21 protein-coding genes are annotated in these 25,703 nt (G+C 63.6%); 12 read left to right on the forward strand and 9 right to left on the reverse strand.

Annotated features, from left to right (window positions below; translation table 11 throughout):
* Positions 1-17: 17 nt before the first annotated feature.
* The 6 genes from E0L29_RS07105 to E0L29_RS07130 form a co-directional block, all read right to left on the reverse strand.
* A complete protein-coding gene (locus tag E0L29_RS07105) occupies positions 18-752 on the reverse strand; it encodes an ABC transporter ATP-binding protein (RefSeq protein ID WP_131356905.1) in 735 nt (244 codons plus the stop codon).
* A gap of 4 nt (positions 753-756) precedes the next feature.
* Entirely contained in the window at positions 757-1,551 is a 795-nt protein-coding gene (locus tag E0L29_RS07110; protein WP_131356908.1) for an ABC transporter permease, read from the reverse strand.
* A 100-nt stretch (positions 1,552-1,651) separates the two neighbouring features.
* A complete protein-coding gene (locus tag E0L29_RS07115; RefSeq protein ID WP_131356911.1) occupies positions 1,652-2,512 on the reverse strand; it encodes a PHP domain-containing protein in 861 nt (286 codons plus the stop codon).
* A 140-nt stretch (positions 2,513-2,652) separates the two neighbouring features.
* Positions 2,653-3,501 (reverse strand): undecaprenyl-diphosphatase UppP, encoded by an 849-nt coding sequence (uppP, locus tag E0L29_RS07120; RefSeq protein WP_131356914.1) that lies wholly within the window; start codon positions 3,499-3,501, stop codon positions 2,653-2,655.
* A gap of 2 nt (positions 3,502-3,503) precedes the next feature.
* The gene (rdgB, locus tag E0L29_RS07125) at positions 3,504-4,169 is read right to left on the reverse strand and encodes an RdgB/HAM1 family non-canonical purine NTP pyrophosphatase (RefSeq protein WP_131356917.1); all 666 of its coding nucleotides are present in this window, start codon (positions 4,167-4,169) and stop codon (positions 3,504-3,506) included.
* 1 nt (position 4,170) lies between these two features.
* Positions 4,171-4,878, reverse strand: coding sequence for a pyridoxine 5'-phosphate synthase (locus E0L29_RS07130; protein WP_131356920.1), 708 nt, complete (start codon positions 4,876-4,878; stop codon positions 4,171-4,173).
* Between the two features lie 141 nt (positions 4,879-5,019).
* Between E0L29_RS07130 and E0L29_RS07135 the strand changes: the two genes are divergently transcribed.
* The 4 genes from E0L29_RS07135 to E0L29_RS07150 all read left to right on the forward strand — a co-directional run bounded on the left by E0L29_RS07135 (position 5,020) and on the right by E0L29_RS07150 (position 11,194).
* Positions 5,020-7,395, forward strand: a complete 2,376-nt coding sequence (locus tag E0L29_RS07135) for a Smr/MutS family protein (protein WP_131356922.1) — start codon at positions 5,020-5,022, stop codon at positions 7,393-7,395.
* A 132-nt stretch (positions 7,396-7,527) separates the two neighbouring features.
* Positions 7,528-10,008 carry an ATP-binding protein gene (locus E0L29_RS07140; protein ID WP_131356925.1) on the forward strand — a complete coding sequence of 827 codons (2,481 nt, stop codon included), beginning with the start codon at positions 7,528-7,530 and terminating at the stop codon, positions 10,006-10,008.
* A 72-nt stretch (positions 10,009-10,080) separates the two neighbouring features.
* Positions 10,081-10,692 (forward strand): CDP-diacylglycerol--glycerol-3-phosphate 3-phosphatidyltransferase, encoded by a 612-nt coding sequence (gene pgsA / locus E0L29_RS07145; protein ID WP_131356928.1) that lies wholly within the window; start codon positions 10,081-10,083, stop codon positions 10,690-10,692.
* A 25-nt stretch (positions 10,693-10,717) separates the two neighbouring features.
* Positions 10,718-11,194, forward strand: coding sequence for a phosphatidylglycerophosphatase A (locus E0L29_RS07150; protein WP_131357125.1), 477 nt, complete (start codon positions 10,718-10,720; stop codon positions 11,192-11,194).
* On the opposite strand, the gene dxs is transcribed toward E0L29_RS07150, so the two are convergent.
* The 3 genes from dxs to E0L29_RS07165 are packed head-to-tail and all read right to left on the reverse strand — an operon-like array spanning position 11,173 to position 14,987.
* Positions 11,173-13,071, reverse strand: coding sequence for a 1-deoxy-D-xylulose-5-phosphate synthase (gene dxs, locus E0L29_RS07155; RefSeq protein WP_131356931.1), 1,899 nt, complete (start codon positions 13,069-13,071; stop codon positions 11,173-11,175). The two genes, E0L29_RS07150 and dxs, sit on opposite strands and share 22 nt — an antisense overlap.
* 13 nt (positions 13,072-13,084) lie before the next feature.
* Positions 13,085-13,510: a secondary thiamine-phosphate synthase enzyme YjbQ gene (locus E0L29_RS07160; RefSeq protein ID WP_131356934.1), complete on the reverse strand. Its 426-nt coding sequence runs from the start codon at positions 13,508-13,510 to the stop codon at positions 13,085-13,087.
* A 13-nt stretch (positions 13,511-13,523) separates the two neighbouring features.
* Positions 13,524-14,987 (reverse strand): alpha-amylase family glycosyl hydrolase, encoded by a 1,464-nt coding sequence (locus E0L29_RS07165; RefSeq protein WP_131356937.1) that lies wholly within the window; start codon positions 14,985-14,987, stop codon positions 13,524-13,526.
* 227 nt (positions 14,988-15,214) lie between these two features.
* Between E0L29_RS07165 and E0L29_RS07170 the strand changes: the two genes are divergently transcribed.
* From E0L29_RS07170 to E0L29_RS07205, 8 genes are all read left to right on the forward strand, one after another.
* On the forward strand, positions 15,215-17,425 hold the full coding sequence (locus tag E0L29_RS07170) for a UvrD-helicase domain-containing protein (RefSeq protein ID WP_131356940.1): 2,211 nt from the start codon (positions 15,215-15,217) through the stop codon (positions 17,423-17,425).
* 126 nt (positions 17,426-17,551) lie between these two features.
* Positions 17,552-18,583: a glycosyltransferase family protein gene (locus E0L29_RS07175; protein WP_131356943.1), complete on the forward strand. Its 1,032-nt coding sequence runs from the start codon at positions 17,552-17,554 to the stop codon at positions 18,581-18,583.
* Entirely contained in the window at positions 18,565-19,191 is a 627-nt protein-coding gene (locus E0L29_RS07180) for a nitroreductase family protein (RefSeq protein ID WP_131356946.1), read from the forward strand. Before E0L29_RS07175 ends, E0L29_RS07180 begins: the two co-directional genes overlap by 19 nt.
* Positions 19,178-19,762 (forward strand): leucyl/phenylalanyl-tRNA--protein transferase, encoded by a 585-nt coding sequence (gene aat, locus E0L29_RS07185; RefSeq protein ID WP_131356949.1) that lies wholly within the window; start codon positions 19,178-19,180, stop codon positions 19,760-19,762. The genes E0L29_RS07180 and aat overlap by 14 nt, the downstream gene beginning before the upstream one ends.
* A gap of 105 nt (positions 19,763-19,867) precedes the next feature.
* A complete protein-coding gene (locus tag E0L29_RS07190; RefSeq protein WP_131356952.1) occupies positions 19,868-21,169 on the forward strand; it encodes an ArsA family ATPase in 1,302 nt (433 codons plus the stop codon).
* Positions 21,170-21,309: 140 nt separating this feature from the next.
* Complete coding sequence (locus E0L29_RS07195) at positions 21,310-22,191, forward strand: enoyl-ACP reductase (RefSeq protein WP_131356955.1); 882 nt, start codon at positions 21,310-21,312, stop codon at positions 22,189-22,191.
* Positions 22,192-22,424: 233 nt separating this feature from the next.
* A complete protein-coding gene (locus tag E0L29_RS07200; protein WP_131356958.1) occupies positions 22,425-24,650 on the forward strand; it encodes an NADP-dependent isocitrate dehydrogenase in 2,226 nt (741 codons plus the stop codon).
* A 147-nt stretch (positions 24,651-24,797) separates the two neighbouring features.
* Positions 24,798-25,613 (forward strand): TIGR00282 family metallophosphoesterase, encoded by an 816-nt coding sequence (locus E0L29_RS07205; protein ID WP_131356961.1) that lies wholly within the window; start codon positions 24,798-24,800, stop codon positions 25,611-25,613.
* Positions 25,614-25,703: the final 90 nt, after the last annotated feature.

The following is a 25,703-nucleotide window of genomic DNA, read 5'->3' on the forward strand; positions in this document are numbered from 1 at the left end:
GCTTGGTTCGTTTTCTGTTACTGTTCAAGGATCTTGTCGGAGAGGATGGAGCGGATGAACGGATGGTCCGCTCCGTGCAGTTTGCCGGCCGCGTCGTCGAAGATGATCTCTCCCTTGTAGAGTACGGCCGCCTGGTCGGCGACTGCGAAGACGTCGTCGATGATATGGGTGACGATCACCGCCCCGAGGTTGTCGTGGTGGCGCAGGGAGCTGATGAGCGAGAGGATTTTTTTCGAGCTGACGGGGTCGAGTCCTGCGGTCGGTTCGTCGAAAAGGATCATGTGGGGGCGGAAGATCAGCGCCCGGCCTATGGCCACCCTCTTGCGCATGCCGCCGCTGAGGCTTTCGGGGAGCTGCTCCTCGTAGCCTTCGAGTCCTGCGAACTGGATCTGCTCCTGCACACGCCTGCGGATTTCCTCTTCGGGGAGGTTGAGGTTCTCGCGCAGGAAAAAGCCGAGGTTCTGGCTGATCGACATGGAGTCGAAGAGCGCATTGCCCTGGAAGACCATGCCCATCTTCCTCCGGATCGGATAGAGTTCCGACTCCTTCATCTCGGAGATGTCCGTGCCGTCGACGAAGACCTGGCCGGAGGTCGGCTTCAGGAGCCCGAGCATCAGCTTGAGGATGGTGCTCTTGCCGACGCCGCTCGGGCCGAGGATTGCCTTGATCGTGTTGTCCTCGATCTTCAGGGAGACGTTCCTCAGGATCTCCTTCTCGCCGTATTTCAGGCTGACGTTGCGTAGTTCTATCACGGGGCTACATGTTTTCCAGGACGATCTTCGAGACGTAGAAGTTGGCGATGAGCACCAGTCCCGATGAGACGACGATGCCCTTGATGGTCGAGCGCCCGACGCCGGAGGTGCCGCCGCTTGCCGAAAACCCGTTGAAGCTGCTGACGAGGGTGATGATGACGGCGAATACCGGGGCCTTGGCGAACCCGACCACGAAATCCTTCATGGCCAGGCGCGGATAGACCGAGTTCCAGAAGATGCCCGGGTCGAGGTGGTGGTAATGCTCGGCCATATAGGCCGCGCTGTGCAGTCCGGCGAAGTCGGAGAGTGCCGTGAGCGGCAGGAACATGACGAGGGCGGCCGCGAGGCGCGGCATGACGAGCTTGGCGATCGGGTCGGTGCCGAAGGCGCGGAGCGCGTCGATCTGCTCGGAGATCTGCATCGCGCCGAGCTCTGCGCCGTTGCGCGAACCGAACCGGGCCGAGAGCATGAGTCCCATCAGGAGCGGGCCGAGCTCGCGGATGACGGAGATGGAGGTCGAGCGGCCGAGCATGGTCTTTGCGCCGAAGTCCTCGAGAAGGTTGCCGACCTCGATCGCCAGCAGCGATCCGATCGAGATGGCGCTGACGAGCACGATCGGAATGGAGTCCGCTCCGCAGATGGTCGCCTGGTCGAGGAAGTCCCGCCAGTAGCGGCGGATCTTCGGCATGGTCGCGAACGCCCGCATCGAGAACAGGAAAAACTCCTGCATGGTGAGGAAGAATCCTTTGAGGCGCAGCGTCAGGTGGTGGGCCAGGTTGCGTATGTGGGTTGCTGGCATGGCTTGTGATCCAATGGGGCCGGCACCGCCGGAGCGGTGCCGCCTGTAAAATGAGCTGGGATAATAGCAAATATCGCGGACTTCACCAATCACAAGGCCCTCAGGCCTTGACCAGCCTGCTTCTCATCTTCTCCACCCAGTCGCCCGGTATGTTCACCTTCCCGAAGGTGTCGTCGTCGCGGTCCTTGAGGCCGTGGTAGTCCGATCCTCCGCTGAAGAGCATGAAGTACTCGTTGGCGATCTGGCGGTAGTAGTTCTGCTTGTAGGTGTCGTGCGAGGGGTGCACGATCTCGATGCCGTCGAGTCCGAGCGTGATCAGCTGCTTGAGGATCTCGTCCGGGGCGCTCTGGCCCGGATGGGCCAGGAACGAAAGTCCTCCGGCCTCGTTCAGGAGCCGTATGACCTCGCCGGGATGGGTTTCGATGCTCTTGACGTAGGCCGGACTGTGGGCTCCGAGGTACTTGCTGAACGCTTCGCTGAAGCTTCTGACGTAGCCGCCGTCCTGCAGCACCGCCGCGATGTGCGGCCGGCCGACGCTGCCGTTCTGGGCCTTGAGGATGATCTGGTCGAGGCCGATCTTGACCCCCATCTTGGCGAGTTTGCCCACCATGCGTTCCGCCCGCTGGGTGCGAAGTTCCCGGCAGTGGTCGAGGTATCCCGTGAGGGCGGGGTGCCGGTGGTCGAAAAAATATCCCAGGACATGGATGTCGTAGCCCTGGTAGGTCGAGCTCATTTCCACACCGTGAATGAGCTCCAGGCCTTTGGCTGAGGCTGATGGCTTTGCTTTGTCTATGCCTGCGACGGAATCATGGTCGGTGATGCTGATGGCAGAGAGCCCTGCGGCTGAGGCCTTTTCAACGATCTCCTCGGGGGTATGGATTCCGTCCGAACACTTGGTGTGTATATGTAAGTCTGCTTTATCAAAGCCATTAAGCCCTGCGCCGGATGAGCTCGGAGGCATGGCTGCAAGGTATTAAAAGGTTGATGTCTATAGCCCTATATATAAGAAAAATTCGCCGATGTAGCAGAGAAAAGAGAATGATTCTCCGGCCTAAAAAGTTGCATTCCGGTCCCTTCCGCTCCGGGCCGGAAGGGAGCGTTTCAGGGCTGGATCGATCCTCCGCCGAGCAGCAGGAGGAGAGCCGCGCCGGCGGCGAGGCGGTAGGCGATGAAGATGCTGGTGGTGTGCTCCTTGAGGTAGCTGAGCAGGAGGGCGATCGAGAGGTAGCCGACGACGGCCGCCGTGAGGGTCGCCACGAGGAGGTTCACGATGTTGCCCTGGTCGGCGAGGATGAGGTCCCAGGTTTTGTAGAGTTCGAACAGGCCGGCGGCCAGGACCGCGGGAAGGGAGAGGAGGAACGAGAAGCGTGCGGCGCTCTCGCGCGAGAGGTTCAAAAGGAGCCCGCCGGTGATGGTGGTGCCGGAGCGCGAGGAGCCGGGGATGAGGGCGACGGCCTGGGCAAGTCCGATGAGGAGGGCCTCTTTCCAGCCGATCTCCTCCATCGACTTGAGCGCGCGTCCTTCCTGCAGGCGTTTTTTGATCTTCCATTCCGCCATGGAGAGCACGAGCGCGAGCACGATGAGCGCCCCGCTGATCCAGTAGAGGGAGCGGAGGGTGGTTTCGATCTCATGCTTGAAGAGGAGGCCGAAGGCGACGATCGGCACCGTTCCGGCGGCGATCATCCAGCCCATCTTCGACTCCGCCTCCTCGAGCGGCCTGCCTTTCAGGATTCCCGCCACGACCGATTTCAGGATGGCGGCGATGTCTCGCCGGAAGTAGAGCATGACGGCGGCGAGGGTGCCGATCTGGATGATGGCCGTGAAGGCCGCACCGGGATCCTCCCATCCGAGAATGGCCGGGATGATGCGCAGGTGCGCCGTGCTGCTGATGGGGAGGAACTCCGTGAGGCCCTGGATGAGGCCGAGCAGGATCGCCTGGATGAGGGTCATGGCTATGGCTTGGTGATGGTGTGGAGCCAGGAGAGGGTGCGGCGGAGGGCGAGACCCCGGTGGCTGATGGCGTTTTTTTCTTCGGCATTCATCGAGGCGAATGTCCTTCCTGTGGCGTCTGCCCTGAAGACGGGGTCGTAGCCGAACCCGCCCGTTCCTTCGGGAGCGGTCGTGATGGCGCCTTCCACCCGCCCTTCTTCGCAATGTTCGAACACCCTGCCGCCTTCGTGGCATGGCAGCGTGCCCCTGAGGGCGATGACCGTGCGGAACCGGGCGGAGCGGGCCTCCACTCCCTCCAGTTCCCGGAGGAGGTGCAGGACGTTTTCTTCGTAGGTTGGTTTCCTGCCGTCCGCCGTCGGCGCGAACCGGGCCGAATAGACTCCCGGCCGGCCGCCGAGCGGGTCGACCTCGAGGCCGGTGTCGTCGGCAAGTGCGATCATGGACGGGAAACGTTCCGAGAGCATCTCGAAGATGGCCCGCGCCTTCAGGAGGGCGTTGCCCTCGAGCGTCTCCTCCGTCTCCTCGATCTCCGTCCGGATTCCCTCGTCCATGAGGGTGGTGACCCTGAAGCGGGGGGAAATCCTTTCGAGGAGGGGGCTCAGCTCGCGCACCTTGTCGGGGTTGGCGGTGGCGAGCACGATGGTGGTGATGGGTGCGGACGGGTGCATCTCAGCCGATGAGCTCGAGCATTTCCCGAACAGCCTCGGGGATGCCGACGAAGGCAGCCCTGGAGATGAGGGCGTGGCCGATGCTGACCTCCTCGATCTCCCCGATGCTTTTGAACGGTGCGATGTTTCGGTAGTTGAGCCCGTGGCCGGCTACCACCCTGAGGCCGCGGCCGGCGGCGTAGGCCGCCGCGCTTCGGATCCGCTCGAATTCTTTCGCCTGTTCGGCTCCCTCCTTCAGTGCGTAGGAGCCGGTATGGAGCTCGACCAGGTCGGCCCCGGCTTCGGCGGCCAGATCGATCGCATCCCTGTCGGGTTCGATGAAGATGCTTGCTTCGATGCCTGCGGCCCTGATCGGTTCGAGGAACTCCGCGAGGCGCCGGAAGTGCCGCCTGATGTCGAAGCCTCCCTCGGTGGTGAGCTCCTCGCGTTTTTCCGGCACGAGCGTGATCAGTTCCGGCACGGTTTCGATGGCGATCCGCTGCATCTCGTCGGTCATTGCCATCTCCAGGTCGAGCTTCGTCGTGACGGCCCGGCGCAGCGCCCTGAGGTCGCTGTCGCGGATATGGCGGCGGTCTTCGCGCAGGTGGCAGACGATGCCGACCGCACCGCTTTTCTCCGCGAGGAGTGCGGCATCCACGGGGTTCGGCTCGCCCTCGTTGCGGGCGTTGCGCAGCGTTGCGATATGGTCGATGTTGACGGCGAGGCGCATGGTTCGTTCGGCTCTTGGTTTTCGGGGAGGTCCCGCTGGGGCATTGCGGATAATAATGAAAAAAAGGCCAAAGCGTCAAAACTCTCCCGCCCATCGCGTATCTTGCCATCCTCCTATCAATCAAGACTCAGAGAGCGCGGCATGGCGGAGGCAGGGGCCACAGGAAAAAAACTGGAGTTCGACAGGGTCGCCGCCCATGCGGCGCGCCATGCCCTTTCCGCATACGGCCGCGACGAACTCCTTTCCTCGCCGGCCTTCGACGATCGGTCGGCCCTGCAGGAGGAGCTCGAACGGGTGCTGGAGCTGAAGGGGTTCCTTGAGGAGGGCTCCTCCCTTCCCTTCGACGGGCTTTCCGACATGCGTCCGCTGCTGCGGACCCTCCGCACCGAGGGCGGGGTGCTCGAAGCTTCCGAACTCCTGGAACTCTCGCGTTTTCTCGATGCCGCTTCGGCCCTCCGCCGCAGGATGATGCGCGAGGGGGAGCTGCGCCCGCGCCTGGCTGCGTTCTGTTCCTCGATCGAGGAGGACGGGGCGGTCCGGCCACTCGTCCGCTCCATCGTCGACGAGGACGGGACGGTGAAGAGTTCCGCGAGCCCGGAGCTTGCACGGATCCGCCGCAGCCTCTCGGAGCGGCGGCGCTCGCTGGCCCGCACGATGGAGCGCATCCTCGGCTCGTGCCGCTCCAGCGGCTGGCTGATGGAGGAGACCCCGACCATCCGCAACGGTCGGCTGTGCCTGCCGATGCGGCTCGAGTACCGCCATCGGGTTCCGGGTTTCGTGCAGGACTACTCCGGCAGCGGCCAGACCGTCTTCCTCGAGCCCGCCGAGTGCATGGAGATCACCAACGCCATCCTCGAAGGCGAAATCGAGGAGCGCCGTGAGGTCGAGCGCATCCTCCGGGAGACGACCGGGCGCATCAGGCCGGAAGAGCCGTCGATCGAGCGCAGCACCCGCCGGCTGGCCGCCTTCGACTCGCTCTACGCCAGGGCGCGCCTTGCTCTCGAGACCCGCTCCGTCCTGCCCTCCGTTTCGACGGGCGGGGAGCTGCGCATCCGGCGCGGCTACCATCCCTGGCTGCTCATTTCGCATCCCGACCGCGAGGTCTTTCCCCTCGACATGGAACTCGGGGCCGACGAGCGGGTGCTGATCATCTCAGGGCCGAACGCCGGCGGCAAGTCCGTGGCCATGAAGACTGCGGGACTGCTCTCCTGGATGCTCCGCCGGGGCTACCTCCTGCCGTGCAGCGAGAGCTCCGTTTTCCCGCTCTTCCGGGACATCCGCATCGGCATCGGCGATGAGCAGTCGATCGAGAACGACCTCTCCACCTTCAGCTCGCACCTGCGCGAAGTGCGCAGCATCACCGAAGATGCCGGCCCCGGTTCGCTCGTGCTCATCGACGAGCTCTGCTCCGGCACCGACGTCGAGGAGGGGAGCGCCATCGCCCGCGCAGTCATCGAGGAGCTCCTCCGGCGGGGTTCGAAGGCCGTCGTCACCACTCATCTCGGTGATCTGAAGGCATACGCCCACGCTCGCGAAGGGGTCGTCAACGGCGCGATGGAGTTCGACCGCCGGGCCCTCGAGCCGACCTTCCGCTTCATCAAGGGGGTGCCGGGCAGCAGCTTCGCCTTCGCCATGATGCAGCGCATGGGCTTTTCCTCCGCCATGGTCGAGGAGGCCGAGTCGTTCATCGGCGAGGGGAAGCGGGGACTCGAGGAGCTGCTCGAGGACCTGCAGGAGCTGCTTTCGGAGAATCGCCGCCGCCACGGGGAACTCGAGGCTGCCTCTGCCCGGCTTGCGCTCCGCGAAGAGGCGGTTGCCGGGGCCGAGTCCGCCCTCCGGCGCCGTGAGCGCGAAGAGAAGCAGAAGGCGCAGAGGGAGCTGCAGCGGGAGTTCGAGCTGGCGCGCCGACAGATCCGCGATATCCTCGCCGAGGCGAAGGCGGCCGGCACGGATCCGAAAAAAGTGCAGGCGGCGCGCCAGAAGCTCGCCCTGCGGGCCGGCGAAGCCGACCGGAAAGGGTCGGCCTCAATGGCCGATGCCGCTCCGGCCGCAGATTTCAGCATCCGCCCCGGGGATCTGGTCAGGCTCCTCGACAGCTCCGCCTCGGGCGAGGTCGAAAGCATCAGGGGGGACTCGGCCGTCGTACTCTGCGGCAACTTCCGGCTCACCACCCAGCTCTCGAACCTCGAGAAGACCTCCCGGCGCCAGCTGAAGAAGGCATCCCCGGTTCCCGTGAAGGGCTCGACGGGGTGGAGCGCCACCACCGCCCCGGTGGAGTCGACCACGCTCGACCTCCGCGGACTCACCGGGGACGAGGCCGTCGACAGGATCGGGCGCTTCCTCGATGCCCTCCGGCTCAACCGGATCGAGCGCTGTACCATCATCCACGGGATGGGCACCGGCGCCCTGCGCCGCCGCACCGAAGAGCTGCTCCGCAGCCATCCCCACGTCCAGTCCTGGAGGCCCGGCCAGCAGGGCGAGGGAGGGGCGGGGGTCACCGTCGTCACCATCGGCTGACCCCTGGCGACGGTTTTATCGGTTTTTATTGTTTTCTGTAGGTTTTTTTCTTCCCCGGGGAACGATTACTTCGTAGATACGCGTTTTTTTTTGCGGTTAGTGTTGGCTTTATAGTGTATCAGTGGGGTATCTATGCCAAAAATCGGTCGCGTATCAACATTCAGGCCATCGGTGTCCGGGGATCTGCCTGCTGGTCCCGGCAGTGATCGGACCCGTGCGGAGCGGATCCTGGCGCTGTCCCGTGCAGGCACATGGGAGTGGGATCTTTCGACGAACGCCAACGTATGGTCCGAGGAACTCTGGCCTCTCTACGGTCTGGATCCCGACCAGGACATTCCCTCCTACGAGACCTGGCTGCAGTCGGTCCTTCCCGAAGACAGGGAGCCGGTCGAGCGTGCTATTCAGGACGCTGTCGCAAAAGGCGCCGTGTTCGACGCCGTCTGGCGGGTCAACGTCATGGCTGACGAGCCGGAGCGCTGGCTCATGTCGAGAGGGGTGCCCATAAGAGGCTGTGATGGCGATGTTTCCCGGTATGTGGGTACAGTCCGTGACTGCACAGAATGGCTCAGGGCGGAGGATGCGGTGTACTCCAGAGAGCTCCATGAGACCATTCCCGGTGCGTTCGCCATCGTCGATGCCCGGGGGAGGATGAAGGCCTGGAACCGCTATGAGGCTGAGGTCATCATCGGTAGGCCGCTGGCCGAGATCGGCGGAATGGACAGTTTCGAGAGCATCCATCCCGACGACCGGGACTACGTCATGGGGAAGTTCCGCAATGTCCTCGACGAGGGCGTTGAGGAATCCGGAGAGGCTCGGGTGCTGCTCCATGGCGGTCCCCGGTACATGTGGCGGATGATCAACGGCAGGCGGGTCTTTATCGATGGCGAGCCCTGCGTTATGGTCATCAGTACGGACATCACCCGCCGCCGGCAGTTCGAATCCCTGATCGGCTTCCGTGTCAGGCTTTTGCAGATGGTTGAATCCGCCACAGAAGAAGAGCTTCTTCGGGCAACGCTCGACGAGGCGGCAGGACTGACGGACAGCGGCGCTGCGTTCTGCTGGTTCCGGTCTGGCATACCGACGCAGGAGCCTTTTCAGGTCTGGTCCACTGGGGCCATGGAGGCGATTGCCGGCTGCGGCGAGGGACAGGCCCACGCCTCTGCTGTCAATTCCCGCATCTGGGATGAGGTCCGGATATCCGCCGGGCCGCTCATCAATAACGATGCGGAGTCGATACGCTGTTCGCGGCTGATTGGGGGATGGCCGTCCCCGATCAGCCGCGAACTGGTCGTTCCGCACATGAGCGGGGATGGGCTGATTGCCATTTTCGGCGTCTTCAACAGGGCTTACGATTATGATGATTCGGACGCGTTCGTACTGGAGCAGCTTGCCGGCCTGGCCTGGGACATCGTTGTAAGGAAGCGTGCGGAGCATGCGGAGGCGGCACGCCAGAACCAGCTGCAGCAGTCACAGAAAATGGCTCTGCTCGGCCAGCTGGCCGGGGGCGTCGCCCATGAATATAACAACATGCTTTCCATCATTCTGGGGCATGCCGAAATCCTGCTCGACTCTGTCGACGAGTCACACCGGTTCGCCGGATCACTCGACGCTATCAGAAGGGCTACGTTGCGTTCTGCGGACCTGACCAAGCAACTCCTGGGATTCGCCCGGCGCCAGACCCTCCAGCCCGAAGTCATCAGTCCGGACGCTGCCGTGGCGCGCTTCATGTCCGTGATGAGCGGAATCGCCGGGGAGGAGATCGAGTGCAGGCTGGAGGCCGGTGCGACGGGGGCCATGATCGAAATCGATGTTTCCCAGTTCGAACAGGTCCTGGCCAACCTCTGCCTGAACGCGCGCGACGCCCTCTCTGGAGGCGGCAGGATCACCATTGCGACCCGGTTGCAACGAGTCGCTCCCGGCGACCCGGACCCCGTCTGCGCAGGTCCCGGCCCCGGGGACTATGTTGCCCTTGCCGTCACGGACAACGGCTGCGGTATTGCCGAGGAGCATCTTCCGCATATCTTCGAGCCTTTTTTTACGACGAAGAGGGTCGGAATGGGCGCTGGACTTGGCCTGTCGACGGTCTACGGTATCATGAGCCAGAACGGCGGATCGGTTCGGTGCCATACCGAGGAGGGTCGGGGAACGACCGTCGAGGTATGTTTTCCCCTGCATCGCTCGTCCTCCCCGCCGGCGGCATGTGATGATGGTACTTCGGATGCCGGGTCGGGCGGACCGAACATCCTGCTTGTCGAGGACGAACCGAACATCTGCAAGCTTCTCACAGATCTCTTGCAGGGGAGGGGGTACACGGTCGCAGCCGCCGCCAACGCCGAGGAGGCGCTCGCCCTCAGCATGCCGCGCATCGACCTGCTCCTTACCGATGTGGTGCTTCCGGGCATGAACGGGGTGGAGCTTTGCGGCCGGATGCAGCAGAGGGATCCGGCGATGCAGTGTCTGTTCATGTCGGGCTATGCGCCCGAAAGCATCGAGAAGAAGGGGGTGCTCAAGGAGGGAGTAAACTTTATCCGCAAGCCGTTCGGCATCAGGGAGCTCGTCGCGGCGGTGGTTGGCATGATTGCTTCATCAGCGGACGGTTCCAAAAAGAATTAAATTTTGGTATCTTGGTCGCAACTGTCGCCAACCGCCCTTTCCGGGGTATCCACCGATCAACATTTTCAAGCCTTGAAAGCACAGCAGGAGAGTTTCCTCACCATACCGAACCAGCTGACGCTTCTTCGGATACTGCTCGTACCCGTCTTCGTGTTCCTGCTCCTGCAGGACGGCGCGATGATGAAGCTCATCGGCGTTGTCGTCTTCACGGTGGCATCCCTCACCGACCTCTATGACGGCTGGCATGCCCGCCGCTTCAACGTGGTGACCCGCATCGGCGCCTTTCTCGACCCCCTGGCTGACAAGCTGCTGATCACGGCGGCCTTTCTCGTCTATGTCTGGATGGGCTATCTCGAGCTCTGGATGGTGCTGCTCGTCGTCGTGCGCGACGTCGTCGTCACGGCGCTGCGCAGCTGGGCCGAGCACCGCGACCACCCGGTGGTGACCTCGCGGCAGGCCAAGTACAAGACCTTCCTGCAGAACCTCTTCGCCTATCTCGTGATGGTGCTGATATTCCTGCGGGAGGCCGCGCCGTTCGGCACCGCGTCCGCCGAGGCCATCGGCCGCTTTCTCGTTTCCCCCGTGCTGGACTGGATCATGCTCCTGGTGACGGCCGTGACGGTCTCGACCGGCATCTCCTACCTTATCGACAACCGGGCGTTCATTGCGGGAAAGCGTGGGTAAGGGGGAGGACGGAGGGCGGCCCGGCGTGCGATTCTGGATCGCCCGGGCGCTTTCGACCTGCTTCTGGAGCGGCTATTTCCCCGTCGCTCCCGGAACGGTGGCGAGCCTTCTGGCGGTCGTGCTCTACTGGTTCGTTCCCCTGCTGCAGCAGCCGTTATGGCTCGGTGTCGGGGTGGCGGTTTCGGCCGTGCTCGGGATCTGGTCGGGCGGGGTGATGGAGGAGCATGCCGGCGAGGATCCTTCCGAAGTTGTCCTGGACGAGCTCTCCGGCCAGTGGCTCGCGCTTCTCCTGCTTCCGGCGGGCTTCCTGCCCGCCCTTCTGGCCTTCTTTTTCTTCCGCCTCTACGACATCCTGAAGCCGGGCCCCGTCGACATGGCCCAGCGCCTTCCCGGCGGCTGGGGCATCATGGCCGACGACCTCCTTGCCGGAGCCCTCGCAAATCTCTCTGTCCGGCTCGTCCTCCTCCTTCCCCTGCCGGCTCAGTGGGCCGGTGTCCTGTAGAACTCCCTCACCCGTTCCGCTATCCCCTCCGCGTCGAGTCCGGTCTCACGGTAGAGGTCTTTCATGCTGCCGTGGGTGACGAACTCGTCCGGCAGGCCGAGCTTGAGCAGGCGGGTCTTCTTTTCCGACGCGGCCAGGTGGCTGGCGACGGCACTGCCGAGGCCGCCGATCACGCTGTTCTCCTCGAGGGTGACGATATGGGTTGCCGATGCGGCGAGCCGGTCGATGAGGGCGGTGTCGAGCGGCTTGAGGAAGCGCATGTCGACGATGTCCGGCCGTATTCCATCCTCTTCGAGCAGCCGGGCGGCTTCCCCGGCTGCCTGCACCATGGTGCCGATGCAGAGCATCAGCGGTCCGGTTCCTTCGCGGACGATTCTTCCCTTTCCGATCTCCAGCACGCCGAACTCTTTGCGGAGCTCTCCGCCCGGGGTGTTGCCCCTCGGGTAGCGTATGGCTACCGGACCTTCGATGTGGTGGAGCGCGGTGTGGAGCATGTCGCGCAGTTCCTGTGCGTCGGAGGGGGCCATGATGGTGAGGCCCGGTACGGCGTGGAGGTAGGAGAGGTCGAATGCCCCGTGGTGGGTCGGGCCGTCCTCTCCGACGAGGCCGGCGCGGTCGATGGCGAAGACCACGTGGAGGTTCTGCAGGGCGACGTCGTGGATGAGCTGGTCGAGGGCGCGCTGCAGGAAGGTCGAGTAGATGGCGCAGACCGGCTTCATCCCCTCGAGGGCGAGCCCGGCGGCAAAGGTGACGGCGTGGCCTTCGGCGATGCCGACGTCGTAGAACCGTTCCGGAGCGGCCTTCTCGAAGAGGTCGAGAGAGGTTCCGCTCGGCATGGCGGCCGTGATGGCGGTGATGGAGGGGTCCTTCATGGCCATTTCGACGAGCGCCTCCCCGAAGACCTCCTGGTACTTGGGAGGAGGTGCGGCGCCCGGCTTTGCGCTGCTCTTGCCGGTGACGACGTCGAATCCTCCGCTGTGGGCGTGCCAGCCGCTCTGGTTCTCCTCGGCCGGCAGGAACCCCTTTCCCTTGGTGGTGACCACATGGAGCAGCTTGGGGTGGGGCAGCTCGTGCATCTCGCGAAGCGCCCGAACCAGCCGGTCCATGTCGTGGCCGTCGATGGGGCCGAAGTAGCGCATACCGAGGGCCTCGAAGAACGCGCCCGGGGTGAGGGCCGCCTTTATGCCGTCCTCGAATCTGCGCAGGGCGTTCTTGGCCCCCTCGTGGTTGAGCAGCGACATGGAGTTCCAGAGGAATCGCCGCGCCCGGTTGTAGGTCTTGTTGAGCGTGATGTCGACGAGATGGTTGCGCAGCCCTCCGGTGCTCGGCGAGATGGCCATCTGGTTGTCGTTGAGGATGACGAGCACGTCGCTTTTCAGCTCCCCGAGGTGGTTCATGGCTTCGAAGGCCATACCGCCGGTCATGCTTCCGTCGCCGATGACGGCGACCATCTTTTCGGTGCCGCCCCTGAGGTCTCGTCCTGCCGCCATGCCGGCCGCCGCTGAAATGGAGGTCGAGGCGTGACCGGTGCCGAATGCGTCGTGCGGGCTTTCATGGATCTTCGGGAACCCGGCCAGTCCGCCGTACTTCCGGTTGGTACGCATCCGGTCGCGGCGGCCGGTCAGCATCTTGTGGATGTAGGCCTGATGGCCGACGTCCCAGACGATCCGGTCCTTCTTCGTGTCGTAGACGTGGTGCAGCGCCACGGTCAGTTCCGTGACGCCGAGGCTCGAGGCGAAGTGTCCTCCGTTCCGGGCGATGAGCTCGATCAGCTCCTTGCGGCATTCGTCGGCCAGCTGCTGCAGCTGGCGGGTGTCGAGCTGCTTGAGGTCTTCGGGGGAGCCGATCGAGTCGAGCAGGGGGCGGGGTTCGTTCATGGCTGGAGGGGTTTCAGATGCCGGTTGCCTGCATGAGGACCCCGCGTTTCGGGCGCGGTCCGTCGAGTTCGATGAAGAAGATCGACTGCCACTGGCCGAGCAGGAGCTTTCCGTCGGCGAACGGAATGGTCTCGGTGGTGTTCATGAAGAGCCCGAGCAGGTGGGAGTGGGCGTTGTCGCGCCCGTCGATCGGTTCGAGGTTGTGGAGGTAGTTGCCGTCGCGCGGCGCAAGCCGCTTGAGGAAGGTCTCCATGTCTTCGAGGAGCCGCTCTTCGCGCTCGTTGATGTTCAGGCATGCGGTGGTATGGCGGCTGACGAGCGTGAGGAGCCCCTCGCGAAGGCCCGAACGCTCGACGGCCTCCCGGGCGCGGTCCGTGATGTCGATGATTTCGATCGGCTTCGTGGTGGCCAGTTCCAGCTCTTCTCTCTTGATCTGCATGATGGTGGTGCTGCTATGGTTGGGGGCTTGGCGCCCGGAACGTGATTGCGACGGCCTCGTGCGGGGCCAGGCGCACCTGCATCCGCGATTCTTCGATATGCGGCGAGGCGGTGCGGTTGCCGGAAGCGGTGCTGAGGATGGAGATCTTTTCGCGCTGCAACAGCTCGAACGCCGGGTGGCTGAACTCGACGGCGATGCCGGTGGAGCCGAAGTTGGCCAGGACGAAGGCGTGCCGGTTTTCGCTGAAGCGGTGGAAGCCGAGGCAGTGGGACGGGTTCGGGCCTTCGAGGTCGAGCGGTTCGATGCGCCCCTCCTGGAAGGCCGGATCCTGCTGCAGCACGAAGAGCCGGCGGTAGAGCTCGGCGAGCTCGCGGTCCGGGTGCTCGGGGGCCTGGTGGATGAGCTGGACCGGGATTTTGCGGCGGTAGCCCTCCATCTGGTCCTGGTGCACGAGGTGCATGCCGGGCGAGGCGAGCAGGCAGAGCGCCGCTGCGCGGTTGTTCAGTCCCATCTTGTCGGCCGCACGCGGTTCGTCGTGGTTCTCGATGAACCGGCAGAGGTGCTGCTGGTAACTCCACTGCGCCTGCAGGTGCCCTTTGAGTTTCTCGACGTTGACGGGCGCGCTGCCGAGGCAGTCGTAGAAGGGCTTGTCGTAGGTGTAGTCGAACCCCTGCTGCTGGAGCTCCCACTCCTTGTTCCAGTAGGACTCTGCAAGGAAGACGAACTTCGGGTGGCGTTTCCTGACGGCCTGGATGGCCGGACCCCAGAACTCGTCCTTCATGTGGCCGCCGAGGTTCTTCCAGGTCGTGTTGAACACGCTTTTGAGCACCAGCATGGCCACGTCGCAGCGCACGGCGTCGCAGAGTCCGGCGATCTTCAGGAGGTTCCCCGTCATCATCGCATGGGTCGCGGGGTTGGCGTAGTTCAGCTGCAGCGTGTCGGTCCACGAGGGAAAGTAGGGGTCGCGGCCGTAGGCGAGGTATTTGCCCTGCGCGTACTCGAAGCATGAGCCCGGGTCGTGGCTGCGTTCGGCCGCCGATACGGGGACGAAGAACTCCGGATGGTCCGGAAGCCACTGGTTGTCGAGCGCCATATGGTTCGGCACGAAGTCGAGCATGAGCCGGATGCCGTGGCTTGCGAGCCTTTCGCGGAAGAGCAGCAGCTCCTCCTCCCCGCCGAGCGCCTCGTTGGCGGTGTAGGATGGAATCGAGTAGGGGGAGCTTGCGATGTCCGAAGGACGGAGCGCGGGCAGGTGCTCGAGCAGCGAGGAGCGCAGGTCGGGATGTGAGGTGGCGATGGCGTGGCTGTACTCGCTCGGTTTCCATACCCCCATCAGCCAGACCATGCTGAATCCCGATTCGGAAAAGAACCGGAACTCCGAGTCCGGAACGGTGCCGAGGGTCACGGGGCGGTTCTGGACCCGGCTGAGTTTCTGGAGCCAGATCCGGGTGTTGATTTCGTAGACGAGAGGAAACATCGGTGTCGCGAGGTTGAGTGGTTATGGCTTTGGAGCCATATCTCACAATATAGCAACTCCTTCGGAACTCCTGCACCAGAATGCCGTTTCCGCATGTGGCGTGAAAGCGAAAACATCCCGGCAGGGGAATGGGTCGAAATAGTTGCAAAAAGGGTATACTTATACGAACTTCAACGGGCGGCGGCGCCCCGCGGGCACCGCTACAACTTCAACATGGCTTCTACGTTTTGATCGATTTACTACGCGACCTCAGCCCGGTGCAGCGCGGCGCCGTCGGCGCGACCGAAGGGCCGGTCATGGTGCTTGCCGGCGCAGGTTCCGGCAAGACCCGGGTGATTACCTACCGCATCGCGCACCTGATCGGCTCGAAGGGGGTTCCCCCCCGCAACATCCTGGCGCTCACCTTCACCAACAAGGCCGCCGGCGAGATGCGCCAGAGGGTCGACCAGCTCCTCGGTTCCGGTGCCTCATCGGGGCTCTGGATCGGTACCTTCCACTCGGTCTTCGCGCGCCTGCTGCGCGACTACATCGAGCGGCTGGGCTACAGCCGGAGCTTTTCGATATTCGACGCCGACGACAGCAAGAGCCTCATCCGCCAGTCGATGACCGAGCTTGGCATCCAGCAGGACTCCGTGCCGGTCAACACCGTGCAGGGTCTCATCAGCCGCGCGAAGAACAGCTTCGTTCTCCCCGGAGAGTTCCACCGCAACGCCGCCGACTACAACCAGCAGAAGGCCGCCCAGGTCTACGAGCTCTACACGCAGAAGCTCCGTGCCAACAACGCCCTCGACTTCGACGACCTGCTCATCAAGCCGCTCGAGCTTTTCAGGGAGCACCCCGACGTGCTTCTCGAGCTGCAGGAGATGTTCCGCTACATCCTCATCGACGAGTACCAGGATACCAACCGTGCGCAGTACCTGGTGACGAAGCAGCTTGCCGAACGCTATCGCAACATCTTCGTCGTCGGCGACGACGCCCAGTCCATCTACTCGTGGCGAGGTGCGGACATCTCCAACATCCTGAACTTCCAGAGCGACTACCGGGAGGCCGAGACCTTCAAGCTCGTCGACAACTACCGCAGCACCGCCACCATCCTTGCCGCGGCCAACAGCGTCATCAGCCGCAACAGCCGCCAGATCAAGAAGGAGCTGGTGGCCCAGGGGGAGAAGGGCGAGCATCTCACCCTCATCGAAGCCTACAACGAACGGCACGAGGCCGAGAAGGTGGGGGAGCGCATCCTTGCGATGCACCGCGAAAACGCCATGGAGTTCCGCAGCTTCGCCGTCTTCTACCGCACCAACGCCCAGTCCCGCGTGCTCGAGGACGCCATGCGCCAGCAGCGCATCCCCTACAAGCTCTTCGGCAGCGTCTCCTTCTACAAACGGCGTGAAATCAAGGACGCCGTCGCCTATCTGCGCTTCATAGAGAACGACCGCGACGGTGAGTCGCTCCTGCGCATCATCAACTTCCCTCCGCGCAAGATCGGCGACGTCAGCATCTCGAAGCTGCGCCTGTTTGCCGAAGAGCGCGGCATCTCGCTCTACGAGGCCATCCGCTCGGCGCCGGAGGGGGACTTCCCGCAGCGCCTCCTCAACTCGCTCGCCTCCTTCTCCTCGGTGATCGAGCAGCTGCGCGCCACTGCCGCGGAGGGGAGCGTCTACGACGTCCTCCAGGAGCTTTTCACCCTGACGGGGATCCCTTCGCTGCTCCAGGCCGAGAACACGCCGGAGTCGCTCGCCCGCCATGAGAACCTGCAGGAACTGCTCTCCATGGCCCGCGACTTTTCCGATCACAACCCCGACCGCCGTTCGCTCGGCGATTTCCTCGAGAACATCGCCCTGGCCTCCGACTACGACGAGACCCAGGAGTCCGACAACTTCGTCTCGCTCATGACGGTGCACGCCTCGAAGGGGCTCGAGTTCCCCGTGGTCTTCATCACCGGCCTCGAGGAGCGGCTCTTCCCCCTGAACTGTTTCGAGCCGGAGCAGCTTGAGGAGGAGCGGCGTCTCTTCTACGTGGCGGTGACGAGGGCGCGCCGCAAGATCTTCCTTTCCTGGGCGCAGAGCCGCTATCTCTACGGCCAGCCGCAGCACTGCCTCCCCTCGAAGTTCATCGGCGAGATCGAGCCCTCGGTCCTGCTCGGCGAGGGCGGCAGGGCGCTCAGGCGCAGCGGCGCCCCCGCATCCGGAACGCCGCCCGTGAGAAGAGCGCCCGTTCCCGGCCGTCCTGCCCCTTCCGCGTCCTCTTCGGCTGCGTCGCCGCCCCGGGAGGGCGTCGGGATGAAGAAGGGCTCGAAGGTGCACCATGCGGTGTTCGGCCCCGGAACGGTCCTGGAGCTGCAGGGCAAGGGGGCGCAGGCCAAAGCCCGCATCTCGTTCCGCAGCGCCGGCGAGAAGACGCTCATGGTGCAGTATGCGAATCTGAAAATTGTTCCCTGAGGGCGTGGAGATGAGACGATCTTTGCCGTTATTGAACCTAGTGGGCGGCACCTTCGCCGATGCCGCCGCCGACGGTCCCGGTACGGGAACCATTCTCCACCCCCAACCGTAAAACGTTCGAGAAGCATGAGGATCCTTTTCGGTGTCCAGGGAACCGGAAACGGCCACATCAGCCGGAGCCGGGAGCTGGTCAGGAAGCTGAAGGAGGACGGCCATGAGGTCGAGGTCATCGTCAGCGGCCGCAAGGAGGATGAGCTGCGCGAAATCGGGATCTTCGAGCCCTACCGCGTCATGAAGGGCATGACCCTCGTCACCTACCGCGGCCGGCTCAACTACATCGAGACCATGTTCCAGCTCGACTTCAGCCGGCTTATGGCCGATGTCCTTACGCTCGACACCTCGGGCCTCGACCTCATCATCACCGACTTCGAACCGGTCACCTCCATGGCGGCGCGCATACGCGGCGTCCCCTCGCTCGGATTCGGCCACCAGTACGCCTTCCGCTACGCCATTCCCGAGACGAGGGGGAACATCTTCGAGAAGTACACCCTCCTGAACTTCGCTCCGGCCCGCTACAACGCCGGCCTGCACTGGCACCATTTCAACCAGCCGATCTTTCCTCCGGTCATCCCCCCGGCCCTCTACGGCGGCGCCCATCCCGAGCCGGTGAAGGGCAAGGTCCTCGTCTACCTCCCCTTCGAGGAGGTGGACGACGTCACGGCGTTCGTCTCGCCGTTTGCGGGCTACGAGTTCCACATCTACGGCAAGGTGGTCGAAGACAGGGATGAAGGCCACCTGCACTACCGCACCTATTCGCGCGAGGGGTTCCTCCGCGATCTTATGGAGTGCACGGGCGTGGTTTGCAACGCCGGTTTCGAGCTGCCGGGCGAGGCCCTGCACCTCGGCCGCAAGCTCCTGCTCCGCCCCCTCGACGGCCAGATCGAGCAGGGTTCGAACGCCCTGGCCATGGAGCAGCTCGGCTACGGCATGGCCATGCACTCGCTCGATGCGGAGGTGCTCGGCACCTGGCTCGAAAAACCGGGCCGCCAGCCGCTTCGCTACGCCCGCACGGTCGACTACATCGCCGAGTGGATCTCGAGCGGCCGGTGGGACGACCTCGCCCATTTTTCCGGCGCCGCATGGCGCGACAGGGGCTGAACGGGATGGCGGGCCTGCAGCGCTTCAGGGATCTCGTGCTCCGCAGCCGGAGCATCCGCCGTTTCGACGAATCGGCAGGGGTGACGGGCGAGACGCTCCGGGATCTCGCCGAGCTTGCCTGCTACGTCCCCTCCCCGCGGAACCTCCAGCCGCTGAAGTTCCTCGCCGTTTCCGACCCCGAACGCTGCAAGGCCCTCTTTCCCATGCTCGGCTGGGCAGGCTACCTGCCGGACTGGCCGGGTCCCGAACCGGGTGAGCGCCCCCGGGGCTATATCGTCATGCTCGGCGACACCTCCATCAGCCGGGACTTCGCCTGCGACAGCGGCATCGCCGCCGAGGCGATCATGCTCGGGGCCTCCTCCATGGGGCTCGGTGGCTGCATCATCGGCTCGCTCGAGCGCGACGGGCTCCGGCGGCTCCTCCGCATTCCCGGGCGCTACGAGCTGCTCCTCGTCCTCGCCATCGGCCGCCCCGCCGAGACGGTGGTCGTCGACGAGATGGACGAGGCCGATCCGGTCCGCTACTGGCGCGATCCGAACGGGATCCACCACGTGCCGAAGCGGCGGGCGGGGGACATCATGGCCGACTTCGGCGATGATCCCTGCTGACGCCCTCCTCAGGGCCTACCGCGAAGGGTTCTTCCCGATGGCCGATCCTTCCGACGGCGGGCTCTACTGGTGCCGCCCCGAGATGCGCGCGCTCTTCGACCTCGATACCTACCGACCTTCGCGCGACGTGCTCCGGCTCGGGCGCAGGGGGGAGTACGAGGTCTCCTTCGACGGGGATTTCGAAGCCGTGATCCGCGCCTGCGCGGAGCCGCGGAAGGACGACGCCGAAACCTGGATCTCGGAGGAGGTCGTCGGGACCTACGTCCGGCTCCACGAGCTCGGCCTGGCCCACAGCGTCGAATGCCGCTACCGCGGCGAGCTTGCCGGCGGGCTTTACGGCATCGCCCTCGGCGCGGCCTTCTTCGGCGAGTCGATGTTCTTCCGCCGCTCCTACGCATCCCAGACGGCCCTCTGGCACCTGGTCCTGCACCTGCGCCGGAAGGAGTACCTCATGCTCGACGCGCAGATCATGAACCCCCATCTCCGCCGCCTCGGGGCCTTCGAAGTTCCGCACCCCGAATACATGCGCCTGCTCGGGCTCGCGCTCGCCGAAAAGAGAGCTTTTCAGTAAGAGGGGAAAATGGTACCTTGAATGATTATGCATTCAGGGCGCCAGCATGCCCGATTTCCACTGACATCACGGCCTGCGTGCCGTCCAACCGGAACCGTATATCCTATGCTTTCGAGGGATCTCACAGAAAACCAGTCGAAGACCCGGGTCATCATCTACTCCGGCAAGGGCGGAACGGGCAAGACCACCATCTCCTCATGCTCGGCCGTGGCGCTCGCCCGCTCCGGCAAGCGGGTGCTCATCATGTCGAGCGACCCGGCGCACTCCCTCTCCGACGTCTTCGGCGTGCGCATCAGCCGCAACGACCCGCAGAAGATCGAGGAGAACCTCTACGGCCTCGAGGTCGACACGGTCTACGAGCTGAAGAAGAACATGTCGGGGTTCCAGAAGTTCGTCTCAACCTCCTATCAGAACAAGGGGATCGACAGCGGCATGGCTTCCGAACTGACGACGCAGCCCGGACTCGACGAGATCTTCGCCCTCAGCCGCCTCCTCGACGAGGCGCAGTCCGGAAAATGGGACGCCGTCGTGCTCGACACCTCCCCGACCGGCAACACGCTCCGGCTGCTGGCATACCCTGAGATCATCATCGGCGGCAACATGGGCAAGCAGTTCTTCAAGCTCTACAAGAGCATGTCGTCGCTCGCCCGTCCGCTTTCCGGCACCTCCATCCCCGACGACGACTTCTTCAACGAGGTCAACGTGCTGCTCAAGCAGATGGAGGACATCAACCAGTTCATCCTCAGCCCCGAGGTCACCTTCCGCCTGGTGCTCAACCCCGAGAAGCTCTCGATCCTGGAGACCAAGCGGGCCTACACGTTCGTGCACCTCTACGGCATCAACATCGACGGCATCGTCATCAACAAGATCCTTCCGACCTCGCGCACGGTCGGCGAGTACTTCGAGTTCTGGAGCGACCTGCACAGCAAGTACCTGATGGAGATCGACAACTCCTTCTATCCCACGCCGGTCTTCCGCTGCCACCTCCAGCGTACCGAGCCCATCGGCCCGGACGCCCTCTACGGTATCAGCGGGATGGTTTTCGGCGAGGAACTCCCCGACAAGATCTTCTACTCCGGGAAGAACTTCTGGATCGAGTCGAAGCGCAGCGAGCTGACCGAAGACCACCGCGAGATCCTCTGCATCCGGATCCCCTTCCTCAAGGACGCCGAGGAGGTGACGGTGGAGCGCATGGGCACCGACATCGTCGTCGCAGTCGACCGCGCACAGCGCATCATCACGCTTCCGAGGGCGCTCTACAGCCTCGAGATGGAGAAGTTCGTCCGTGAGGACAGCCTGCTGCGCGTCATTTTCCGTGAGATCCCGGTCGACAAGGAGGAGTCGGAGCTGAACGTCAACCGCAACGTGCTCGACAAGCTCCGCTCGATGCGGCGCATGAAGGTATGATGGGCATCAGGGACCCCTTCTGATAAAAATCTGAAGCGAAACTTTTAAGTTTTCCACGGAAACTTGTATCTTCATTGTTTGAAATATTGAAATAACGGGGCGCTCCCCCCAACGTTTTTGTCAAAGAACCAGCTTATATCATGTCCGAGAAAGCGCACTATGGTCTGTTGAAAGGAAAGAAGGGAATCGTATTCGGCCCGCTCGATGATAGCAGCATCGGCTGGCAGATCGCGGTCCACGCCTACAGGGAAGGTGCCGAAATCGCCATATCCAACGTCGCCGCGGCAATGCGCTTCGGCAACACCGACGAGCTTTCCGCCCTCTGCGGAAACGCCCCGGTGATCGTCTGCGACGCCTCCAAGAACGAGGACGTCGACAGCTGCTTCAGGGAGCTGAAGGAGAAGCTCGGCAAGGTCGATTTCATCGTGCATTCCATCGGCATGTCGCAGAACATCCGCAAGCAGCTTCCCTACGAGGAGCTCAACTACGAGTGGTTCATGCGCACGCTCGACGTTTCGGGCCTGTCGCTGCACCGCCTCGTCTCCTACGCCCTGAAGAACGACGCGCTCAACGACGGCGCCAGCATCCTGGCCCTCTCCTACATCGCTTCGCAACGCAACTACTGGACCTACTCCGACATGGGCGACGCCAAGTCGCTCCTCGAGTCGATCGTCCGCAGCTACGGCCCGCGCCTGGCGCGCCGCCAGATCCGCATCAACACCATCTCGCAGAGCCCGACCTACACCAAGGCCGGCAGCGGCATCCCCGGCTTCGAGAAGATGTTCGAGTACAGCGACCTCATGTCGCCGCTCGGCAACGCTTCCGCAGTGGAGTGCGCCGAGTACGCCATGACCATTCTCAGCGATCTTTCCCGCAAGGTCACCATGCAGAACCTGTTCCACGACGGCGGCTACAGCTCCATGGGCGCTACCATCCCGATGATCAAGCTTGCCCACGAGGTGCTCAACGACGAGGAGCTTGCCCAGCGGGTCGGTCTTGACGATTTCAAGCCTTCCAAGTGATTTCCCCGGGGGGCCCGGCCTGTTATGAGGCCCGCCCCCTTTTTCCATTGTTTTCTAGCTAGTCATGCTTCACGGCAGGGTTTCTTCCGTGAGGATCTTTTCATTCCGTTCGCGATTGCTTTCGAGCCGATGCCGCCTTCACTCCTGTCGAAGGGAGAAGTCTGCGGGGCGGAGCGTATGTCTTTTTTTTGTGCAGTTCCTTTATTCAACCATTCAATAAAACGACAATAGAGATGGCAAAAAACGCTACTATCATCTATACGAAGATCGACGAGGCCCCGGCGCTTGCGACCTACTCCCTGCTTCCCGTCATCCAGGCCTTCACGAAGGGCACCGGAGTCGAGGTCGAAACCAGGGACATCTCCCTTGCCGGCCGCATCATCGCAAACTTCCCCGACAACCTGACCGAAGAGCAGCAGATCCCGGACTACCTGGCCGAGCTCGGCGAGCTCGCCCTGAAGCCGGAAGCCAACATCATCAAGCTGCCGAACATCAGCGCCTCCATCCCGCAGCTGAAAGCCGCCATCAAGGAACTGCAGTCGCAGGGCTACAACCTTCCCGACTATCCCGAATCTCCCTCCACCGACGCTGAAAAAGAGATCCAGAAGCGCTACGCCAAGGTGCTCGGCAGCGCTGTCAACCCGGTGCTCCGCGAGGGCAACTCCGACCGGCGCGCCCCGCTCTCCGTCAAGAACTACGCCAAGAAGAACCCCCACCGCATGGCGGCATGGGAGGCCGGTTCGAAGACGAAGGTGGCCCATATGGACGCCGACGACTTCTACGGCAGCGAGAAGTCCGTCACCATGAAGGCAACCGACGACATGCGCATCGAGTTCGCCGGCGCCGACGGTTCGGTGAAGGTGCTCAAGGAGAGCACGCCGCTGCTTGCGGGCGAGGTCATCGACAGCTCCGTCATGAACGTCCGTGCGCTCCGCGATTTCTACGCAAAGCAGATCGAAGCCGCCAAGAACGAGGGCGTCCTGCTTTCGCTCCACCTCAAGGCCACCATGATGAAGGTCTCCGATCCGGTCATGTTCGGCCACGCCGTCGAGGTCTTCTACAAGGACGCCATCGAGAAGCACGCCGCCACCATCAAGGAGCTCGGTGTCAGCTTCAGCAACGGCCTCGGCGACCTGTACGCCAAAATCCAGCAGCTGCCCGAAGCCAAGCGTGCCGAGATCGAGGCCGACATCCAGGCGGTCTACGCGACCCGTCCGGCGCTGGCCATGGTCGACAGCGACAAGGGCATCACCAACCTCCACGTGCCGAACGACATCATCATCGACGCCTCCATGCCTGTCGTCATCCGCGACGGCGGCAGGATGTGGGGGCCCGACGGAGAGCTCCACGACACCACGGCGATGGTTCCCGACCGCTGCTACGCCACCATGTACCAGGCAATCATCGAGGACTGCCAGAAGAACGGCGCCTTCGACCCGTCGACCATCGGCAGCGTGCCGAACGTCGGACTCATGGCCCAGAAGGCCGAGGAGTACGGTTCGCACGACAAGACCTTCTATGCTCCCGGAAAGGGTTCCATCCGCGTCGTCGACGCCTCCGGCACCGTCTGCATGGAGCAGCCGGTCGAGACGGGCGACATCTTCCGCATGTGCCAGGCCAAGGACGCCCCGGTCCGCGACTGGGTGAAACTCGCCGTTTCCCGCGCACGCGCAACCGGCGCCCCGGCCGTCTTCTGGCTCGACCCGCAGCGCGCCCACGATGCAGAGCTCATCAAGAAGGTCAACGCCTATCTCAAGGAGCATGACACCGCCGGCCTCGACATCCGCATCATGACCCCGGTCGACGCCATGAAGTTCTCGCTCGAGCGCTTCCGCAAGGGAGAGGACACGATCTCCGTCACCGGCAACGTGCTCCGCGACTATCTCACCGATCTCTTCCCGATCATCGAGCTCGGCACCAGCGCCAAGATGCTCTCGGTCGTTCCGCTGATGCAGGGCGGCGGCCTCTTCGAAACCGGTGCCGGCGGTTCGGCCCCGAAGCACGTGCAGCAGTTCCAGAAAGAGGGCTACCTCCGCTGGGATTCGCTCGGCGAGTTCTCCGCCCTTGCAGCCTCGCTCGAGCATCTCGCCGACGCCTTCTCGAACCAGAAAGCCCAGCTGCTTGCCGAGACTCTCGACCAGGCGATCGGCAAGTTCCTCGACAACCGCAAGTCGCCCGCCCGCAAGGTCGGCCAGATCGACAACCGCGGCAGCCACTTCTATCTCGCCCTCTACTGGGCCGAGGCGCTGGCTTCGCAGTCGAAGGACGCCGAGCTCCAGGCCCGCTTCAAGTCGGTCGCCGCTGATCTGGCCGCAAACGAGGAGAAGATCAACGGGGAGCTGATCGCCGCACAGGGCAAGCCCGTCGACATGGGCGGCTACTACCACCCGAGCGACGCGCTGACCGAAAAGGCGATGCGCCCGAGCGCCACCTTCAATGCCATCATCGACGCGATGTGAGCCGAGGGCCGCACTGACAGCCTGCTCCAAGAGAGCAGCAGGAAAACCCGGGAATCTCCCGGGTTTTTCCGTTTCCGGCCGCCGCTTCGTACCTTGTCCATTGAGACTCAATTCCCCCCCAACGGCAAACAGAGAGGATGGCGCGATATGGCAGGAAAAACCCTCAGGGTGATGTTCATCGGTGATGTGATCGGCACGCCAGGACTGAAGCTGGTCGGCATGATGCTGAAAGGCTTCAAGAAGACCCACCGTATCGACTTCGTCATCGCCAACGGCGAGAACGCCCACAACGGCAAGGGGCTGAGCGCCGAAGCCCTCAACCAGCTGCTCGAGGCCGGCGTCGACGTCGTCACCGGCGGCAACCATACCTGGAGCAACTTCAACTTTTTCGACACCCTGAAGACCCATCCGAAGGTCCTCCGCCCGCTCAACTATCCGAAAGGCACCTACGGCAGGGGCTACGGCCTCTATCCGCTCCCGGAAGGGCTCGGCAACATCGCCGTCGTGAACCTTCAGGGCCGCACCTTCATGTACTCGATCGACTGCCCCTTCCGCACCGCCGACTGGGCACTCAAGCAGCTGAAGGATGAGGCGCGATTCGTCTTCGTCGACTTCCACGCCGAGGCGACGGCCGAGAAGATCGCTCTCGGCTGGTACCTCGACGGGCGCGTCTCGGCCCTCGTCGGCACCCATACCCACGTCCAGACCGCCGATGAGCGGATTCTTCCGAAAGGCACCGGTTACTGCTCGGATGCCGGCATGACCGGCCCCTTCCAGTCGGTCATCGGCATGCAGTCGAAGTCGGCCATCGACCGCATGCTCTACCAGACCCCGCACAAGTACGAGTGCGCCTCGGAGGATGTGCACTTCTCGGCTGTGGTCGTGGCCCTCGACGCCGAGACGGGAAAGACCGTCGGCATCCGGCGCATCTTCTACCCCGAGTTCGAGAAAGGGGAGGTCTAGGGAGCCCTATCTCCTCCGTTTGCATGTAAATAAGAAGCCGCCCGGAAAGGCGGCTTTTTTCATCGCGTCATCATTCTCCAGAGAGGGGCT

This window comes from Chlorobium sp. N1 (assembly GCF_004332115.1).
In the GTDB taxonomy this organism is placed as follows: domain Bacteria; phylum Bacteroidota; class Chlorobiia; order Chlorobiales; family Chlorobiaceae; genus Chlorobium.

Bases quoted from the DNA above. Each gene is read 5' to 3' on its own strand.
- E0L29_RS07110 (WP_131356908.1), bottom strand. From the start codon at position 1,551: ATGCCAGCAACCCACATACGCAACCTGGCCCACCACCTGACGCTGCGC.
- E0L29_RS07115 (WP_131356911.1), bottom strand. From the start codon at position 2,512: ATGCCTCCGAGCTCATCCGGCGCAGGGCTTAATGGCTTTGATAAAGCA.
- E0L29_RS07135 (WP_131356922.1), top strand. From the start codon at position 5,020: ATGGCGGAGGCAGGGGCCACAGGAAAAAAACTGGAGTTCGACAGGGTC.
- E0L29_RS07140 (WP_131356925.1), top strand. From the start codon at position 7,528: ATGCCAAAAATCGGTCGCGTATCAACATTCAGGCCATCGGTGTCCGGG.
- E0L29_RS07190 (WP_131356952.1), top strand. From the start codon at position 19,868: ATGCTTTCGAGGGATCTCACAGAAAACCAGTCGAAGACCCGGGTCATC.
- E0L29_RS07180 (WP_131356946.1), top strand. From the start codon at position 18,565: ATGGCGCGACAGGGGCTGAACGGGATGGCGGGCCTGCAGCGCTTCAGG.
- E0L29_RS07205 (WP_131356961.1), top strand. From the start codon at position 24,798: ATGGCAGGAAAAACCCTCAGGGTGATGTTCATCGGTGATGTGATCGGC.
- E0L29_RS07160 (WP_131356934.1), bottom strand. From the start codon at position 13,510: ATGCAGATCAAGAGAGAAGAGCTGGAACTGGCCACCACGAAGCCGATC.
- E0L29_RS07130 (WP_131356920.1), bottom strand. From the start codon at position 4,878: ATGCGCCTCGCCGTCAACATCGACCATATCGCAACGCTGCGCAACGCC.
- E0L29_RS07165 (WP_131356937.1), bottom strand. From the start codon at position 14,987: ATGTTTCCTCTCGTCTACGAAATCAACACCCGGATCTGGCTCCAGAAA.
- rdgB (WP_131356917.1), bottom strand. From the start codon at position 4,169: ATGCACCCGTCCGCACCCATCACCACCATCGTGCTCGCCACCGCCAAC.
- uppP (WP_131356914.1), bottom strand. From the start codon at position 3,501: ATGACCCTCATCCAGGCGATCCTGCTCGGCCTCATCCAGGGCCTCACG.
- E0L29_RS07195 (WP_131356955.1), top strand. From the start codon at position 21,310: ATGTCCGAGAAAGCGCACTATGGTCTGTTGAAAGGAAAGAAGGGAATC.
- dxs (WP_131356931.1), bottom strand. From the start codon at position 13,071: ATGAACGAACCCCGCCCCCTGCTCGACTCGATCGGCTCCCCCGAAGAC.
- E0L29_RS07200 (WP_131356958.1), top strand. From the start codon at position 22,425: ATGGCAAAAAACGCTACTATCATCTATACGAAGATCGACGAGGCCCCG.
- aat (WP_131356949.1), top strand. From the start codon at position 19,178: ATGATCCCTGCTGACGCCCTCCTCAGGGCCTACCGCGAAGGGTTCTTC.
- E0L29_RS07175 (WP_131356943.1), top strand. From the start codon at position 17,552: ATGAGGATCCTTTTCGGTGTCCAGGGAACCGGAAACGGCCACATCAGC.